The sequence below is a fragment of the Rosenbergiella collisarenosi genome, assembly GCF_018494085.1.
Classification (GTDB): Bacteria; Pseudomonadota; Gammaproteobacteria; order Enterobacterales; family Enterobacteriaceae; genus Rosenbergiella; species Rosenbergiella collisarenosi.
In genome coordinates this window covers 118952-134513 of the sequence record NZ_JABBFP010000004.1, presented here as the reverse complement: position 1 = coordinate 134513, position 15562 = coordinate 118952, and the positions used below count along the sequence as shown (strand labels likewise).

Genomic DNA, 15562 nt, shown 5'->3' with positions numbered 1-15562 from the left:
CTCACACTGTATAAACGAAAGAAGATAATGACTCAATCAAGCTATAATGCCGCCGATATCGAGGTCCTCACCGGCCTTGAACCCGTACGACGTCGTCCCGGTATGTATACCGATACTGTTCGACCTAACCACTTAGCACAAGAAGTGATCGACAATAGTATCGATGAAGCGTTAGCAGGGCACGCTAAGCGTGTTGAGGTCATTCTTCATGCCGATCAATCGCTGGAAGTGATTGATGATGGGCGAGGAATGCCTGTCGATATTCACCCCGAAGAAGGAGTTCCGGCGGTGGAGCTTATTTTCTGCCGTCTCCATGCTGGGGGAAAATTCTCTAATAAGAACTATCAGTTCTCCGGTGGTCTACACGGCGTTGGGATCTCCGTCGTCAACGCTTTATCGACGCGAGTCGAAGTCACGGTAAAACGAGGCGGCGAAGTCTATGATATGGCCTTTGAGAATGGCGATAAGGTACAGGACCTCACCTTGACCGGTACGGTCGGTCGCCGTAATACAGGGACGCGTGTACGCTTCTGGCCTGACGGGCATTTTTTCGATACCTCAAAATTTTCGGTAAGTCGCCTCAGTCATCTCTTGAAAGCCAAGGCGGTACTCTGCCCAGGTGTTGAAATCATCTTCAAAGATCACGTGAACGATACCGAACAGCGCTGGTGTTACCAAGATGGGTTAACCGATTATCTGCGCGAAGCGGTCAATGGATTGCCGACACTCCCCGAAGATCCGTTTGTTGGTGTGTTCGCGGGTGAAACGGAGGCGGTCGATTGGGCGCTGCTCTGGTTACCCGAGGGGGGAGAGCTACTGACCGAAAGTTATGTCAACTTGATCCCGACCATGCAAGGTGGAACTCACGTTAATGGTTTACGTCAGGGCCTATTAGACGCCATGCGTAATTTCTGCGAGTACCGCAATATCCTGCCGCGTGGCGTTAAGCTCTCAGCGGAAGATATTTGGGATCGTTGTGCGTATGTGCTGTCAGTAAAAATGCAAGATCCGCAATTTGCTGGGCAGACAAAAGAGCGTTTGTCATCGCGTCAATCGGCAGGTTTTGTCGCCAATGTCGTGAAAGATGCCTTTAGCTTGTGGCTAAACCAAAATGTACAACTCGCTGAGCAACTGGCTGAGTTAGCTATTGCCAGCGCCCAACGACGCTTGCGCGCCGCAAAAAAGGTCGTGCGTAAGAAGTTGACGAGTGGACCCGCGCTACCCGGTAAATTGGCGGATTGTACTGCGCAGGATCTATCTCGTACCGAACTCTTTTTAGTTGAGGGTGACTCTGCGGGCGGATCGGCGAAACAGGCGCGTGAACGTGAGTTCCAAGCCATCATGCCGCTTAAAGGAAAGATCCTTAATACGTGGGAAGTTTCTTCTGATGAAGTGTTAGGGTCACAAGAGGTCCACGATATCTCTGTCGCAATTGGTATCGATCCGGACAGCGAGGATCTCAGCCAGCTACGCTACGGTAAAGTCTGTATATTAGCGGATGCCGATTCCGATGGCCTCCACATTGCCACACTACTGTGCGCGCTATTTGTTAAGCATTTTCGTAACTTAGTCCGCAACGGCCATGTCTACGTTGCTATGCCGCCGCTTTATCGTATCGATCTGGGTAAAGAAGTGCATTACGCGCTAGATGACGAAGAGAAAGCGGTGATCATCGATAAACTTAGCCGCAAGCGTGGAAAAATCAGTGTTCAACGCTTTAAGGGACTGGGTGAGATGAACCCTTCGCAACTACGTGAGACAACGCTCGATCCCAATACTCGCCGTTTGGTTCAGCTTACGATAAGCGACGAGGATGAGGCCGAAACGCTGCGTGTTATGGATATGCTGCTCGCGAAAAAACGCTCGGAAGATCGCCGTAATTGGCTGCAGCAACAGGGCGACCAGGTTGAAATAGAACTCTGATCGCCGCTAAGGCTACGCCTGGCCGAATAGAGCGGTCAGGTGTTTGCGGTAGTCATTAATATAGGTCGGAACATCCGGACGTTTAATGACATCGTTGCAGATAAAGGTAGGGTGTGCGCTCATCCCCAAAAACTGGAACGCCTTATGCGTATGCAGATAAACGCCATCGACGCCGACACCCTCAAAAAATTGTTCTTTATCGGTAAAGGCTTGCAACGGCGCATTCCAAGTTAGGGACAGTAGGTATTTTTTACCTTGGAGCAGGCCACCTGAACCATACTGTTTTTCACCATCCGCGCGGCTACGCCCATCATTGGCATACAGACGGCCATGACCAATGGTGAACACTTCATCAATATATTTCTTTACTGTCCATGGCTCGCCCATCCACCAGCCGGGCATTTGTAGGATCAGGCTATCGGCAGCAAGAAAGTGTTCAATCTCCTGTTCAATACTGTAGTCGTCGGTGACACAGGTCTTAGTGACTTGATGACCAAGCGTCGTCAGTGTTTCTACAGCGGTTGTCGCTAAGGTGTGGTTAAGTTCACCTTGTGAGTGGCCGAAGGCCGTACCGCCATCAATGATATGGATATGACTCATCAATAATTACCCAGTTAAATGTTTTAAAAAGAGAGACGGAAAGTATGACTGATATTTCCGTAAAAAATTAACGCGCCATGCGATCACAAGCTCGCATTGAAACAGAGTTGTTGTGACTAACGATGCCTAATAAGGTACTATCGCGAACAAATAATCCCGCCAGAAACAGATATCCCGGGAGTGAAGTGAGGAATAATTCATGAGTGTCATCACGCAGGACGGTGTTGAGCGCCGTGCACTACACGAGTTTACTGAGAATTCTTATCTCAACTATTCGATGTACGTCATTATGGACCGCGCATTGCCTTACATTGGCGATGGGCTTAAACCCGTGCAGCGTCGCATTATTTATGCGATGTCGGAGCTGGGGCTTAATGCTAGCGCAAAATTTAAAAAGTCAGCGCGTACCGTCGGTGATGTGCTCGGTAAGTACCACCCACACGGTGACAGTGCATGTTACGAAGCCATGGTGCTGATGGCGCAACCCTTCTCTTATCGTTATCCATTAATCGATGGACAAGGGAACTGGGGGGCGCCGGATGATCCTAAATCCTTCGCGGCCATGCGTTATACCGAATCTCGCCTCTCCAAATATGCGCAAACGCTGTTAGCGGAGTTAGGGCAGGGGACCGTTGACTTCATTCCAAACTTCGATGGCACATTGGAACAGCCGAAGATGCTGCCCGCGCGGTTGCCGAATATTCTACTGAACGGAACGACAGGTATCGCGGTAGGGATGGCCACAGATATCCCGCCGCATAACCTGCGCGAAGTCGCGCAGGCGACGATTGCGTTGATCGATAAACCCGAAACCTCTCTCGAAACGCTTTTAGATATCGTTCAAGGGCCGGATTTTCCGACGGAAGCTGAGATAATCACCCCGCGTAAAGAGATCCGTAAAATCTATGAAACGGGACGTGGCAGTATTCGCCAGCGTGCGGTATGGCAGCTGGAAGACGGAGAAATTGTCGTCACGGCTCTTCCTCATCAAGCCTCTGGTTCCAAAGTCTTGGAGCAGATCGCGACCCAAATGCGCAATAAGAAGCTGCCAATGGTCGAGGATCTTCGCGATGAGTCCGATCACCAAAGTCCAACTCGTATTGTCATCGTTCCGCGCTCGAACCGTGTCGATAGTGAATCCTTGATGAATCATCTCTTCGCGACGACGGATCTGGAAAAGAGCTATCGCGTTAACCTCAACATGATCGGGCTCGATAACCGTCCGGCAGTGAAGAACCTGCGTGAGATCCTAAGCGAATGGTTAACCTATCGTCGCGATACGGTTCGTCGCCGCCTCTCGTATCGCTTAGAAAAAGTATTGAATCGATTACATATTTTAGAAGGCCTGCTGGTGGCGTTCTTGAATATCGACGAAGTCATTGAAATTATTCGTCAACAAGATGAGCCGAAACCCGCACTCATCGCCCGTTTCGGGCTAAGTGAGACGCAGGCGGAAGCGATTCTCGAATTAAAATTACGCCATCTTGCTAAGCTGGAAGAGGTGAAAATCCGTGGCGAGCAACAAGAGTTAGAAAAAGAGCGTGATGAGCTACAAGCATTGTTAGCCTCAGAGCGTAAAATGAGTAATTTGTTGAAGAGAGAGCTCCAAGCCGACGCCAAGCTATACGGCGACGACCGCCGCTCGCCGCTGCAAGAACGCGCCGAAGCCAAAGCGATTAGCGAAACCGAACTGCTGCCTTCTGAACCGGTCACCGTTGTGCTATCACAAATGGGATGGATACGGGCGGCACGTGGTCACGATATCGATCCTACAGGGTTGAGCTATAAAGCGGGTGATAGCTATCTTGGCTCCGCTAAAGGCAAGAGTAATCAACCGGTCAATATCATTGACTCGACCGGACGTAGCTATACCTTAGATCCGAGCACGTTACCTTCTGCCCGAGGACAGGGAGAGCCGGTAACCGGAAAAATTACTCCTCCTCCTGGCGCGACGGTACAGCAGATCCTGATGGAGCCTGACGAGACCAAACTCCTCATGGCGTCGGATGCTGGGTATGGATTTATCTGTACCTTTGCGGACTTACACTCGCGGACCAAATCCGGTAAGGCCTTACTGACATTGCCGGACCAAGCTAAAGTCATGGCGCCACAAGTGATCGACGACTCAAAAGATCAGCTTCTAGCGATTACTGAAGCGGGTAGAATGCTTATGTTCTCGGTCGATGACTTACCGCAACTCTCGAAAGGAAAAGGGAATAAAATTATTTCTATTCCGGGGGCTGACTTCGTGGCGGGTAAAGATAAGCTATTATGGCTGCTATTAATCAATAATCAGAGTACCGTTACCCTTTATGTCGGCAAACGTAAGCTGAAGCTACGTAGTGAAGAACTACAGAAATTTAAAGCTGAAAGGGGCCGTAAAGGGACGCTACTTCCGCGAGGTCTACAACGTATTGACCGTGTCGATATCGAATAGCCACCTTTCTCTTGAATGGGGCTTGTCGAAGTAGATAGCGAGGTTCAGTCTTTGCTTAACGCGCAGAAGGGACCAGGATTATTTGGATATATTATTAGGAGGAGGGAAGATACCCTCTTCCTCTTTTGAGGATGCTATGCTGTTACTATTACGTGCGATCTTGGTTGTCGTATACTCTATTGTCGTCTCCGTATTCGGGTGCCTATGGTGTTTGTTCTCACCGCGCAATCCGCGCCATGTTGCGACGTTTGCTCATCTATTCGGTAAACTCAGCTATCTTTTCGGGATCAAGCTCGAGCTGCGTAAGCCAGTAGGGATCGAGAAAGTAGGCAACGCTATCTATATTGCTAATCACCAAAATAATTACGATATGGTAACGGTGGCGAACATGGTACAAGCGCCGACCGTAACAGTAGGAAAGAAGAGCCTTGTATGGATCCCTTTTTTCGGCCAACTCTATTGGCTGACAGGAAACTTATTGATCGACCGCGACAATAAAGCGAAAGCGCATAACAGTATTAACCAAGTCGTGGACCAGCTAAAAGAAGGCAATGTCTCGTTCTGGATGTTTCCCGAAGGGACGCGTAGTCGTGGACGTGGATTGCTTCCGTTCAAAACGGGTGCTTTTCATGCAGCATTAGCCGCAGGAGTGCCTATCATCCCGATCGTGGTGTCTGATACTCATGACAAAATCAATTTCAATCGCCTTAAAAATGGGTTAGTGATTGTCGAAATGCTACCGCCGATCGATACCACCCCCTTTAAAGACCAATCAGCAAGAAAATTGACCAATCACTGCCGTGAAGTGATGCAGCAGAAGTTGGATGAGTTAAACGCTGAAGTTAAACGTCGCGAAGCTAACCACGTAAATTAATTACGCTACATGCCATTGCTTACTTGCTGCCATTTTGTTTAAGGTTGATTATTAATGTCCTTTACCCGACGCAAATTTATTCAGTTTTCAGCGGCCGCGGCTGTTGGTCCTGCTTTACTACCGAAATCGGTATTTGCTGCAGACAATGAGGGGAGTAATCCTCTTTATATTCCGCCGTTGATTGAGTCGCGTCGCGGTCAACCGATATTTTTAATGATGCAAGAGGCGCACTGGGCATTTAACGGGCGTAATCAGGCCGACTGTATTGGCTTTAATGGCATGTATTTAGGCCCCACGGTCAAAGTCTGGAGCGGCGATGACGTTAAACTGATTTATAGTAATCGCTTAACGGAATCCGTATCGATGATGGTGGGCGGTTTGCATGTTCCGGGGCCATTGAGTGGCGGGGCGCCACGGTTAATCTCTTCAGAGGTCGACTGGTCACCTATCCTTCCTATTCGGCAACCCGCCGCAACGCTTTGGTATCACGCCAATACCTATCAACATGCCGGATCACAGGTCTATCGCGGGCTTGCGGGACTATGGTTGGTTGAAGACGAAGTGAGTAAACAGCTCCCGCTCCCTAAACACTACGGTGTCGACGATATTCCTTTGATTATTCAAGATAAACGCTTGGATAATTTTGGTACACCGGTCTATGAGGACGAGTCCACGGCTTTCCTCGGTGATACGCTACTGATTAACGGCACGCAGAAGCCTTATTTCAATGCTTCTCGTGGGTGGGTGCGCCTACGATTACTCAATGCATCTAATGCACGGCGCTATATGCTGCAACTCAGCGATAATCGTCCTTTTACGGTTATCGCAGGGGATCAAGGCTTTATGTCTTCGCCGGTTAGCACTACGCAGCTCTCCTTAGCGCCTGGTGAGCGACGCGAGGTATTGATCGATCTCTCCGATGGACATAACGTCTCGATTAGCGCCGGGACTGAGGCCACGATTATGGAAAGGATCCGCGGCATATTTGAACCCTCAACCGTATTAACCTCTACGCTCGTCTTGACCCTGCGGCCCACTGGATTGCTGCCCTTAGTCACTGATAGCGTTCCGACCTCCCTCGTGACAGCGCTTGAAACCGGAATGACAAGCCAGACTCGACATATACGGCTAAATGATTCGCCAGCTGGGGTTAACGATAAAGCCTGGGATATGACGCGTGTCGATACGACGGTTCAGCAGGGAAGTTTTGAACGCTGGACCATAGAGGCGGATCTTCCACAATCCTTCACAGTGCAAGGCGCGATGTTCTTAATCAAAAGCGTCAATGGTGCACCGCCAATGGTGGAAGATAGAGGCTGGAAAGATACCGTGTGGGTGGATGGTAACGTAGAATTACTGGTGACTTTTCCGCAGACCTCGTCGGCACATTTCCCGTTCATCTATGGAAGCCAGAACTTAGAGCTGTTCGATCAGGGGGCGGTAGGGCAACTACTCGTGCAGCCTTCTCAGGCGTCACTTAATAATTACTGATCCTAGCACCTCCCGGTCGGGAGGCGCTAGGAAGCACTTTATAATTTCTCGAAACTACCTGGTTCAGGGCCGAGGCGTTTGCCGCTATCTAACGTGGCAATCGCTTTCAGCTCTTCTTTTTCTAATTTAAAATCGAAGACGGCAAAGTTCTCGTCAATACGTTTAGGTGTAACGGACTTAGGAATAACGATAAGGCCGCTATCCAAGTGCCAACGAATGACGATCTGCGCTGGCGTTTTCTGATATTTCTCTGCGAGTTTTTGAATAATCGACTGATCGAAAACACCTTCGCCACCCTGTGCCAGTGGGCTCCACGACTCGGTATGGATCTTGTGTAGCGCATTCCAGGTATGCTGCTGACGCTGCTGAAATAACGGATGAAGCTCGATCTGGTTAACAACCGGCGTTACGCCTGTCTCTTTGATGATGCGCTCCAAGTGGGTTTCTTGAAAATTACAGACCCCAATACTTTTCACTAGCCCTTGACGTTGCAGATCGATCATACCTTCCCACGCCTTAACGTAGTTGTCCTGTTGTGGGCAAGGCCAGTGCATGAGATAGAGATCAACATAGTCGAGTTGTAATTTACCCAGACTTGTTTCTAACGCGCGTTGCCAGTCGGTTTGGTCGGAGTTCCACAGTTTAGTGGTGATAAAGATGTCATCCCGAGCAAGGGAAGTATCTTGTAGAGCCTGACCGACCCCTTCTTCATTTTTGTAGACGGCAGCGGTATCGATGGATCGATACCCGGTATTGAGAGCGTGGTTGACGGCTTCTCGAGTTTGTTCAATCGAGGCTTGCCAGACACCCAAGCCGAGTTGCGGCATGGTACGACCATCGTGTAGCGTGACATTAAGCTGTTCAGACATCTTAGGCCCCTTCTCTTGATCAAATAATGTAGATAATGAGCCTAAGTGTAGACAAAAACGGCAGGTTGTGAGAGCTCCCTACCGTTTTAGGAGTGTTTACCCCATAGCTTTTAAGCGATCGAAGCCCCGTTCTAAGTCGTCTATCAGATCTTGTGGGTGTTCTAACCCAATATGTAAACGAACTAGTGTTCCACTAAAATCAAGCTCCCCGACGGGGCGGATCGCTGCAATCTCTTCGGGCTGATTGGCGAGGATCAGTGATTCGAATCCTCCCCAGGAGTAAGCCATGCTGAAATGCTCGAAATGATCGAGATAGTCGGCAAGCGCTTGTGGGCTGAGCTTTTCTTTCAGGATAAAAGAGAATAACCCACTACATCCAGAAAAATCACGCTGCCAGAAGGCGTGGCCGGGAGATTCAGGCAGTGCTGGATGATTTACGCGGAAAACCTCTTCACGTAGGCTGAGCCACTGCGCAATCTCGATACTCGCCGCTTGGTGTTGGCGCAGTCGGACAGCGAGGGTACGTAATCCCCGTGCGGTAACGTAGGCCGTATCCGCGTCAACCATCTGTCCCATAAGATAAGAATTTTCGCGTAGTTGTGCTAAGCAGCGCTCGTTTGCTACGGCGGTACCAATCATAGCATCAGAGTGTCCGACTAGATATTTGGTACCAGCCTGAATAGAAATATCCGCACCGGCTCCTAACGCATCGAATAAGATCCCCGCCGCCCAGGTATTATCGATGATAATCACCGCCTGTGGAGCGATACGCCGCACCGTAGCGATAATCGTCGGAATGTCTTGGACTTCCATGGTGATAGACGACGGTGATTCAAGAAACACAACACGTGTAGTTGGACGTAGCCATTGGGCAATTTCCTCACCGGACAGGGCGGGGAAATAGCTCGTTTCGACGTTAAGTTTTTTAAGGATATGCGTACAAAAGTCTTGAGTCGGTTCATAGACGGAACCACTGACGACAATATGGTCACCGGCTTCGACGAAGGCGAGGATAGCATTAGCGACGGCCGCTGCGCCGCAAGGGTAGAGTACGCATCCAGCCCCTCCCTCAAGTTCGGTCATGGCATCTTGTAGTGCAAAGTGCGTTAAGGTACCGCGACGCCCGTAAAATAATTCACCTTTCGCCCGACCTGCGGTAGCCCGCTTTTTTTCCTCTACTGACGGGAATACAAGGGAGGAGGCTCTTTGTACAACACTATTCACTGCACCTTGGGTGTAGCGAGGTTTGCGTCCAGCGCTAATCAGAGTGGTTTCAAGATGATGTTTGTCCGACATGGAAGAGAGTCCTGAGCTGAAAGAATATGATTAGCGCCTAGAGTAGGCACAGTTTTCACAAAAGGGGAGGGTTTTCTTAGGTTAATCGGTGATAACGGTATACTTATTGCCTCTTAAAATTATCCACCGTATTTATGATTATAACTTCCTGTTTTAAGCGAACATTATTCGACACTATAATTTTCTATATGTAAATAGTAATGATAACTACTATCAATAGAATTTGCTTTTGGTATCATGTCCGCAATTGTTTTATGCAACAAGCTGAGGCTAGAGAATGAGTGTCGTAACTACTAATCTGATGCAAACAGATTTATCCGTGCTGGGCATGTACCAACATGCTGATATCGTCGTTAAAGTCGTGATGATAGGTTTACTCATCGCCTCGGTTGCGACTTGGGCGATTTTCTTTGCTAAGTACACTGAACTGAGTGCAGCTAAGCGTAGACTTAAGGCCGATCAGCTCGCGTTAAAAGAGGCGCGTACATTAGAGGGTGCAGGGAAAATCGCCCAGAACTTCTCTAAAAACAGCCATGCAGCCTTACTCGTCGCGGAAGCCCTCGATGAGCGCATCCTCTCCGCACAGAGTGATGACCAAGGCGCGATTAAAGAACGTACGGTATTTAGACTCGAACGCCAAGTTGCACGTATCGGCCGTCATGCGAGCCGCAATAACGGTTTCTTAGCGACCATTGGTTCCGTTTCTCCTTTCATCGGGTTGTTCGGAACAGTGTGGGGAATCATGAATAGCTTTATAGGTATTGCTAAGACGCAAACCACTAACTTGGCGGTGGTTGCTCCGGGTATCGCTGAAGCGCTATTAGCGACAGCGGTGGGCCTAGTTGCGGCGATTCCAGCAGTTGTTATCTACAACGTATTCGCGCGTATGATCGCCGGTTATAAGGCCTCGCTGGGCGACAGCGCTGCACAGATTATTCTCTTACAAAGCCGCGATGCTGACCTACAAAATAGCGCTTATAAGCCAGTGACGCAGAACGGTTCTACTCAAAAACTACGTGTGGGTTAATTGTTATGGCAATGCGACTCAATGATGAAGTGGAAGGCGATGGTGAAATGCATGAGATTAACGTCACGCCTTTTATAGACGTGATGCTGGTGCTGCTGATTATCTTCATGGTCGCCGCTCCGCTAGCAACGGTAGATATCCGCGTTAACTTACCGGCCTCGACCAGTACACCTCAGCCTCGGCCAGAGAAACCGGTGTATCTCAGCGTAAAAGAGGGCAACCAGCTATTTGTGGGAAATGATGCCGTCGATAAGCAGGACCTTGTGCAGAAGATCATCGCTCAGACGCAAGGGAATAAAGAGACGACTATCTTCTTCCAAGCGGACAAAAGTATCGACTATGCGACCTTAATGAGCATCATGGATGAGCTTCGTAGCGCGGGGTATTTGAAAATAGGGCTAATGGGCTTAGAGACTGCCGCAAAGTAGCCAGTATTCAATGCTTAACTATCCTCCTTCGGGAGGATTTTTTTTATGCGCGAGATATTATGTTTATATTTTGTTATATAATTTTTAATGAAAAGTGACTCGATTAACATTAAAACAGGATAACGTTAGGTACAAAAGATAAAAAAATGTGAGAGCTGTCCAATGAGTTATTCTGAATCTCCCTCAAGTCCTTCCGCTTGGCAAAATGCTAAATCGATATTCCGCGTCACCAGCGGTAACTTTCTAGAAATGTATGACTTCATGGTATTTGGGTATTACGCGACGGCGATCGCGAAAACCTTCTTCCCAGGCAGTAACCCATTCGCCTCGCTGATGTTGACGCTAATGACATTCGGTGCTGGATTCTTAATGCGCCCATTGGGTGCGATTATTCTCGGCACTTATATTGACCAACATGGTCGTCGTAAAGGGTTATTGATTACTCTTGGATTAATGGCCCTCGGCACGTTGACCATTGCCGTAGTTCCGGGATATAGCACCATAGGCGTTTTTGCACCGATACTGATATTGGTTGGCCGCTTATTACAAGGCTTTTCCGCGGGGGTTGAGTTGGGCGGCGTTTCTGTCTATCTGTCAGAAATTGCGCCACCTGGTCGTCGTGGTTTTTTCGTCAGCTGGCAATCGGGTAGCCAACAGGTCTCCGTCATTTTTGCAGCCTTACTAGGACTTGCGCTTAATCATCTATTGGGGAAAGAGATCGTTTCAGAGTGGGCATGGCGAATTCCGTTTTTTATTGGCTGTATGGTTGTGCCGTTCCTGTTCTACATTCGACGTTCGCTCGAAGAAACCGAAGCCTTCAAAGAAAAGAAACATCGTCCTGGGATGAGAGAGATCGCACGCTCGGTACTACGCAACTGGGCTTTGGTGATTGCGGGAATGTTTATGGTCGTTACCACAACGGTGATGTTCTATATGATAACCGCATTCACGCCAACATTTGGTAAAGCCGTACTCAACATGAGTGACCAGCAAAGCTTTCTGGTCACGCTGTTTGTGGGTATTTCGAACCTATTCTGGCTACCGATTATGGGGGCACTATCAGACCGAGTCGGCCGTCGGCCCCTCCTTATTATCTTCACATTACTAATGATCTTCACGGCATGGCCAATCTTACGCTGGTTAGTCGCCGCGCCGACCTTCGCACACCTAATCGAGACCGAGCTATGGCTCTCCTTCCTCTACGCAAGCTACAACGGCGCAATGGTCGTCTGGTTGGCAGAGGTGATGCCCGTCGACGTTAAGGCTTCAGGTTTTTCCCTTGCGTATAGCCTAGCGACTGCGCTATTTGGTGGATTTACCCCGGCAATATCAAGCTATCTTATCCATAGTACTGGCGATAAGGCCATGCCAGGTGCATGGTTGACGTTCGCCGCATTATGCGGATTTATCGGCGCGCTCTGCTTGGGTTGGCTCGCAAAGCGCCATAGCCCGACGACTGATTAGTATTTTGTACTATAGCGAGCAGCAGCAGACAATTATCTGCTGCTAGAACAAAACGCTCGATTATTTAATCATCATAATCCTAAAATAATTGTTCACTGACCAATGAATCACGTAAGATTACGGTAATTAATCATTTTACGTTCGGTATGAAGAGGGATCTTCTGCAGTAACGCTGATCAGGAGAGCCAATTGGATACGATGAATATGATGCATGTTGGTTGGGATAGTGGCCTAGTGATGGCCTCCGTATTTATCGCCTTCTTAGCCTCCTTTTCAGCGCTAGATACTGTGGCGAGAGTTGCTGATAGCCGGGGTCTGCATGCGGCTTTGTGGTTAGTCGGCGGCGGCGCGGCGATGGGGATTGGTATTTGGTCAATGCACTTCATCGGTATGATGGCGATGCATTTCGATACCCTGATGCGCTACAGCGTAAGTGAGACGATCTTTTCCATTGCAGCCGCCGTATTAGGCTCAATCATTGCGTTATGGGCAGTCTTCCGGCATAACCAATTTACGCTACCTAACTTGCTTCTCGGCTCGCTCATGCTTGGCTCCTCAGTGGTTGCGATGCATTACATTGGTATGGCCGCGATGCGTGTTAGCCAACCCATCGTATGGCATAGGTTGCCCGTCATCTTTTCAATCGTGATTGCGTATAGCGCCTCGGCGGTCGCTTTGTGGTTGGCCTTTAGATTACGCAACAATGAAACAGGCGTACTGTATCGACGTTTTCTCGCCGCGATAGTGATGGGAATTGCGATAGCCGGGATGCATTACACGGGCATGTATGCCGCTCATTTCCATACCACGATGCAGGTCATACCCGGTGGCCTTGGCTCACAGAGATTGACCATTTGGGTATTCGTTTTCACCTTGGCGATATTAGGCAGTAACCTATTTGGTGCGATGATCGAGTCGCAACGCCGAGTCTCTCGTTTGGCGGACGAATTAAAGCTGACTAACGAAGAGTTGCGCCAGATGGCTCTTCACGATCCGCTAACGAATTTAGCGAATCGTACCTTGTTCGAAGAGAAGCTTAACGACTATATCGCCCGAGCCAAACAAAATACGTCGACGTTCAGTTTACTGTATATGGATCTCGATGGGTTCAAAATGGTTAACGACGCTTATGGTCACGATATTGGTGATAAGCTATTGGTTGAAGTCGCTAAGCGTCTTACTCAGGTCATCACAGCGAGCGATACCTTAGCTAGAGTGGGGGGAGACGAATTTGTTCTTTTGTCTAACGCTAACTCAGAGGAAAATGCCTCAAATTTAGCGGCGAAGCTGGTTGAGATAATAGAGCCTGAATTTCACGTTGAAGGTTTTGAGTTACGAGTTTCATTGAGCGTGGGTATCGCAATGTTCCCGTTACATGGCGGTGAAGCACGCGAAATGTTATTCAATGCCGACTCAGCCATGTATCACACTAAAAATAGCGGCCGAAACGGCTTTAGCCTTTATCAACCCTCGATGAGCCCTATCGGGCGGAGTCAAGTTCAACTGAAGAATGAGTTATGGCGAGCGATCCATAACGACGAATTGCGTTTATTCTACCAGCCTAAGCTAAACGTCACCTCTGGTGAGGTTATTGGTTACGAAGCACTAGTGCGCTGGCAGCATCCCGAACGTGGATTAAAGACCCCAGATAAATTTTTACCCATCGCCGAACAGACAGGAATGATCCTATTGTTAGGGGAGTGGGTACTTAACGAAGCGTGCCGCCAATTGGCGCTATGGCATAAAGAAGGCGCGACACACCTTAGTATTTCGGTGAATCTTTCCGCACAGCAGTTTGAGCAAAAAAGCTTAATTTACTTAGTCACCAGGACCCTTGCAGAGTACCAACTCCCTGCGGATAAGCTGATTTTAGAAATCACCGAAACCACGGCTATGCGTTATCCTCAAGAAAGTATTACGATTTTGCAGGAGCTTAAAGCGGTAGGCGTACAAGTTGCTATCGATGATTTTGGTACGGGCTATTCAAGTCTTCTTTACCTACAGAATATGCCGGCTACAGAGTTAAAGATCGACCGCGCCTTTATTAATAGTATTGGTCACAAAGATACCGACCCGCGTCTACTCTCAATGATTATTGAGCTGGCGAAGAATATGAATTTGAATATTGTTGCGGAAGGTGTTGAAAGTGAAGAGCAACAAACCTATTTGGTTAATCTAGGCTGTGATATCCATCAAGGCTTTTATTTTAGTCGGCCGGTTCCACCTTCTGAAATCTCGGTGAGCGCTACTCAATATCTGGCTCAGGCGTAAGCGTCTATACGGTTACGGGACTTTTATGAAGCCCGTAACCGTTACCGTAATCAGCTATGTGCGGTTCCTGGATGAGAGTCAGCATTCATCGCAGCAAGATCTTTATCAATTAAGAACAGACCATTCGAGCTGTTCTCCAGCATGCCCAACTTATCGAGTACAGTTTTAAATAACTTCTCTTCTTCATGTTGCTCGGCAACATACCACTGTAGGAAATTAAACGTCGAGTAGTCTTGTGACGTCATGGCAGCGTGGGCTAATTCATTAATCTTCTGGGTGATAAGCAGTTCATGACGATAGGTGAGATTAAATAAATCACTCACTGAATCGAAGGTGATAGGGGGAGCTTCGATGGTACCGAGCACGGGCAGTGCACCTGCATCGCTTAGATAATTAAACAAGCGTTGCATGTGATCCATCTCTTCACGTGAATGGCTGCGCAGGAAAGAGGCTGCTCCCTCAAGGCCTTTATCGCTGCACCAAGCACTCATTTGTAGGTAGAGGTTAGCAGAGTAAAACTCAAGATTGAGCTGGTCATTTAAACGTGAAACCATATCAGGCGTCAGCATAGTTATATCCCCAAAAGTAATATCGATAGTTTATGGTTAATAATTATGCACCATGACAGGCTATAAATAAAGACAACAGATGAAATAAAACCATTAAAATCAATTAGTTAATAATAAAAATCATTTCATAAACTGAATCTAACTGTGAATCATTCTTAGTCCGTATTGCAAAGCAGCTTGGGTGGGACGGCCAACACTGATTTTTATCCTTATCGAAATTATTGGGTAATATCGAAAAAAAGGGAATTCGTGTAAACTAGCAGCAATTGTATTTAATGAGTCTCTAAGTACTCACGAACGTCAGGAATTAAGA

Annotated in this window: 12 protein-coding genes; 8 read left to right on the top strand and 4 right to left on the bottom strand. The window is 48.3% G+C overall.

What is annotated here, in order from left to right:
• Nucleotides 1-27 precede the first annotated feature (27 nt).
• Nucleotides 28-1923 carry a DNA topoisomerase IV subunit B gene (gene parE / locus HGT70_RS08490; protein WP_071432094.1) on the top strand — a complete coding sequence of 632 codons (1896 nt, stop codon included), beginning with the start codon at nucleotides 28-30 and terminating at the stop codon, nucleotides 1921-1923.
• 12 nt (nucleotides 1924-1935) lie between these two features.
• Here parE and HGT70_RS08485 read toward each other — a convergent pair whose 3' ends face one another.
• On the bottom strand, nucleotides 1936-2523 hold the full coding sequence (locus HGT70_RS08485; RefSeq protein ID WP_071432092.1) for an NAD(P)H-dependent oxidoreductase: 588 nt from the start codon (nucleotides 2521-2523) through the stop codon (nucleotides 1936-1938).
• Nucleotides 2524-2722: 199 nt separating this feature from the next.
• Between HGT70_RS08485 and parC the strand changes: the two genes are divergently transcribed.
• The 3 genes from parC (at nucleotide 2723) to ftsP (ending at nucleotide 7325) form a co-directional block, all read left to right on the top strand.
• Nucleotides 2723-4960 (top strand): DNA topoisomerase IV subunit A, encoded by a 2238-nt coding sequence (gene parC, locus HGT70_RS08480; protein ID WP_214195592.1) that lies wholly within the window; start codon nucleotides 2723-2725, stop codon nucleotides 4958-4960.
• 136 nt (nucleotides 4961-5096) lie between these two features.
• A complete protein-coding gene (locus HGT70_RS08475; protein ID WP_214195591.1) occupies nucleotides 5097-5834 on the top strand; it encodes a 1-acylglycerol-3-phosphate O-acyltransferase in 738 nt (245 codons plus the stop codon).
• A gap of 54 nt (nucleotides 5835-5888) precedes the next feature.
• Entirely contained in the window at nucleotides 5889-7325 is a 1437-nt protein-coding gene (ftsP, locus tag HGT70_RS08470) for a cell division protein FtsP (RefSeq protein WP_071432085.1), read from the top strand.
• 38 nt (nucleotides 7326-7363) lie between these two features.
• Here ftsP and dkgA read toward each other — a convergent pair whose 3' ends face one another.
• Both dkgA and metC read right to left on the bottom strand, forming a co-directional pair.
• The gene (dkgA, locus tag HGT70_RS08465) at nucleotides 7364-8194 is read right to left on the bottom strand and encodes a 2,5-didehydrogluconate reductase DkgA (RefSeq protein WP_071432083.1); all 831 of its coding nucleotides are present in this window, start codon (nucleotides 8192-8194) and stop codon (nucleotides 7364-7366) included.
• Nucleotides 8195-8290: 96 nt separating this feature from the next.
• Nucleotides 8291-9490, bottom strand: coding sequence for a cystathionine beta-lyase (metC, locus tag HGT70_RS08460; RefSeq protein WP_214195590.1), 1200 nt, complete (start codon nucleotides 9488-9490; stop codon nucleotides 8291-8293).
• A gap of 301 nt (nucleotides 9491-9791) precedes the next feature.
• Here metC and exbB point away from each other — a divergent pair, with 301 nt between their 5' ends.
• The 4 genes from exbB (at nucleotide 9792) to HGT70_RS08440 (ending at nucleotide 14680) form a co-directional block, all read left to right on the top strand.
• Entirely contained in the window at nucleotides 9792-10517 is a 726-nt protein-coding gene (gene exbB, locus HGT70_RS08455; protein WP_214195679.1) for a tonB-system energizer ExbB, read from the top strand.
• A gap of 5 nt (nucleotides 10518-10522) precedes the next feature.
• Nucleotides 10523-10945, top strand: coding sequence for a TonB system transport protein ExbD (exbD, locus tag HGT70_RS08450; protein ID WP_071432079.1), 423 nt, complete (start codon nucleotides 10523-10525; stop codon nucleotides 10943-10945).
• 162 nt (nucleotides 10946-11107) lie between these two features.
• Nucleotides 11108-12409, top strand: coding sequence for an MFS transporter (gene tcuC / locus HGT70_RS08445; RefSeq protein ID WP_071432076.1), 1302 nt, complete (start codon nucleotides 11108-11110; stop codon nucleotides 12407-12409).
• A gap of 198 nt (nucleotides 12410-12607) precedes the next feature.
• Nucleotides 12608-14680 carry a putative bifunctional diguanylate cyclase/phosphodiesterase gene (locus tag HGT70_RS08440; RefSeq protein ID WP_241576339.1) on the top strand — a complete coding sequence of 691 codons (2073 nt, stop codon included), beginning with the start codon at nucleotides 12608-12610 and terminating at the stop codon, nucleotides 14678-14680.
• Between the two features lie 50 nt (nucleotides 14681-14730).
• Here the strand turns inward: HGT70_RS08440 and ftnA are convergent, their stop codons facing one another.
• Entirely contained in the window at nucleotides 14731-15249 is a 519-nt protein-coding gene (gene ftnA, locus HGT70_RS08435) for a non-heme ferritin (protein WP_071432074.1), read from the bottom strand.
• Nucleotides 15250-15562: the final 313 nt, after the last annotated feature.

Excerpts from the sequence above, each read along its gene's own strand:
- parE (WP_071432094.1), top strand. The coding sequence starts at position 28 with ATGACTCAATCAAGCTATAATGCCGCCGATATCGAGGTCCTCACCGGC.
- HGT70_RS08485 (WP_071432092.1), bottom strand. The coding sequence starts at position 2,523 with ATGAGTCATATCCATATCATTGATGGCGGTACGGCCTTCGGCCACTCA.
- parC (WP_214195592.1), top strand. The coding sequence starts at position 2,723 with ATGAGTGTCATCACGCAGGACGGTGTTGAGCGCCGTGCACTACACGAG.
- HGT70_RS08475 (WP_214195591.1), top strand. The coding sequence starts at position 5,097 with ATGCTGTTACTATTACGTGCGATCTTGGTTGTCGTATACTCTATTGTC.
- ftsP (WP_071432085.1), top strand. The coding sequence starts at position 5,889 with ATGTCCTTTACCCGACGCAAATTTATTCAGTTTTCAGCGGCCGCGGCT.
- dkgA (WP_071432083.1), bottom strand. The coding sequence starts at position 8,194 with ATGTCTGAACAGCTTAATGTCACGCTACACGATGGTCGTACCATGCCG.
- metC (WP_214195590.1), bottom strand. The coding sequence starts at position 9,490 with ATGTCGGACAAACATCATCTTGAAACCACTCTGATTAGCGCTGGACGC.
- exbB (WP_214195679.1), top strand. The coding sequence starts at position 9,792 with ATGCAAACAGATTTATCCGTGCTGGGCATGTACCAACATGCTGATATC.
- exbD (WP_071432079.1), top strand. The coding sequence starts at position 10,523 with ATGGCAATGCGACTCAATGATGAAGTGGAAGGCGATGGTGAAATGCAT.
- tcuC (WP_071432076.1), top strand. The coding sequence starts at position 11,108 with ATGAGTTATTCTGAATCTCCCTCAAGTCCTTCCGCTTGGCAAAATGCT.
- HGT70_RS08440 (WP_241576339.1), top strand. The coding sequence starts at position 12,608 with ATGAATATGATGCATGTTGGTTGGGATAGTGGCCTAGTGATGGCCTCC.
- ftnA (WP_071432074.1), bottom strand. The coding sequence starts at position 15,249 with ATGCTGACGCCTGATATGGTTTCACGTTTAAATGACCAGCTCAATCTT.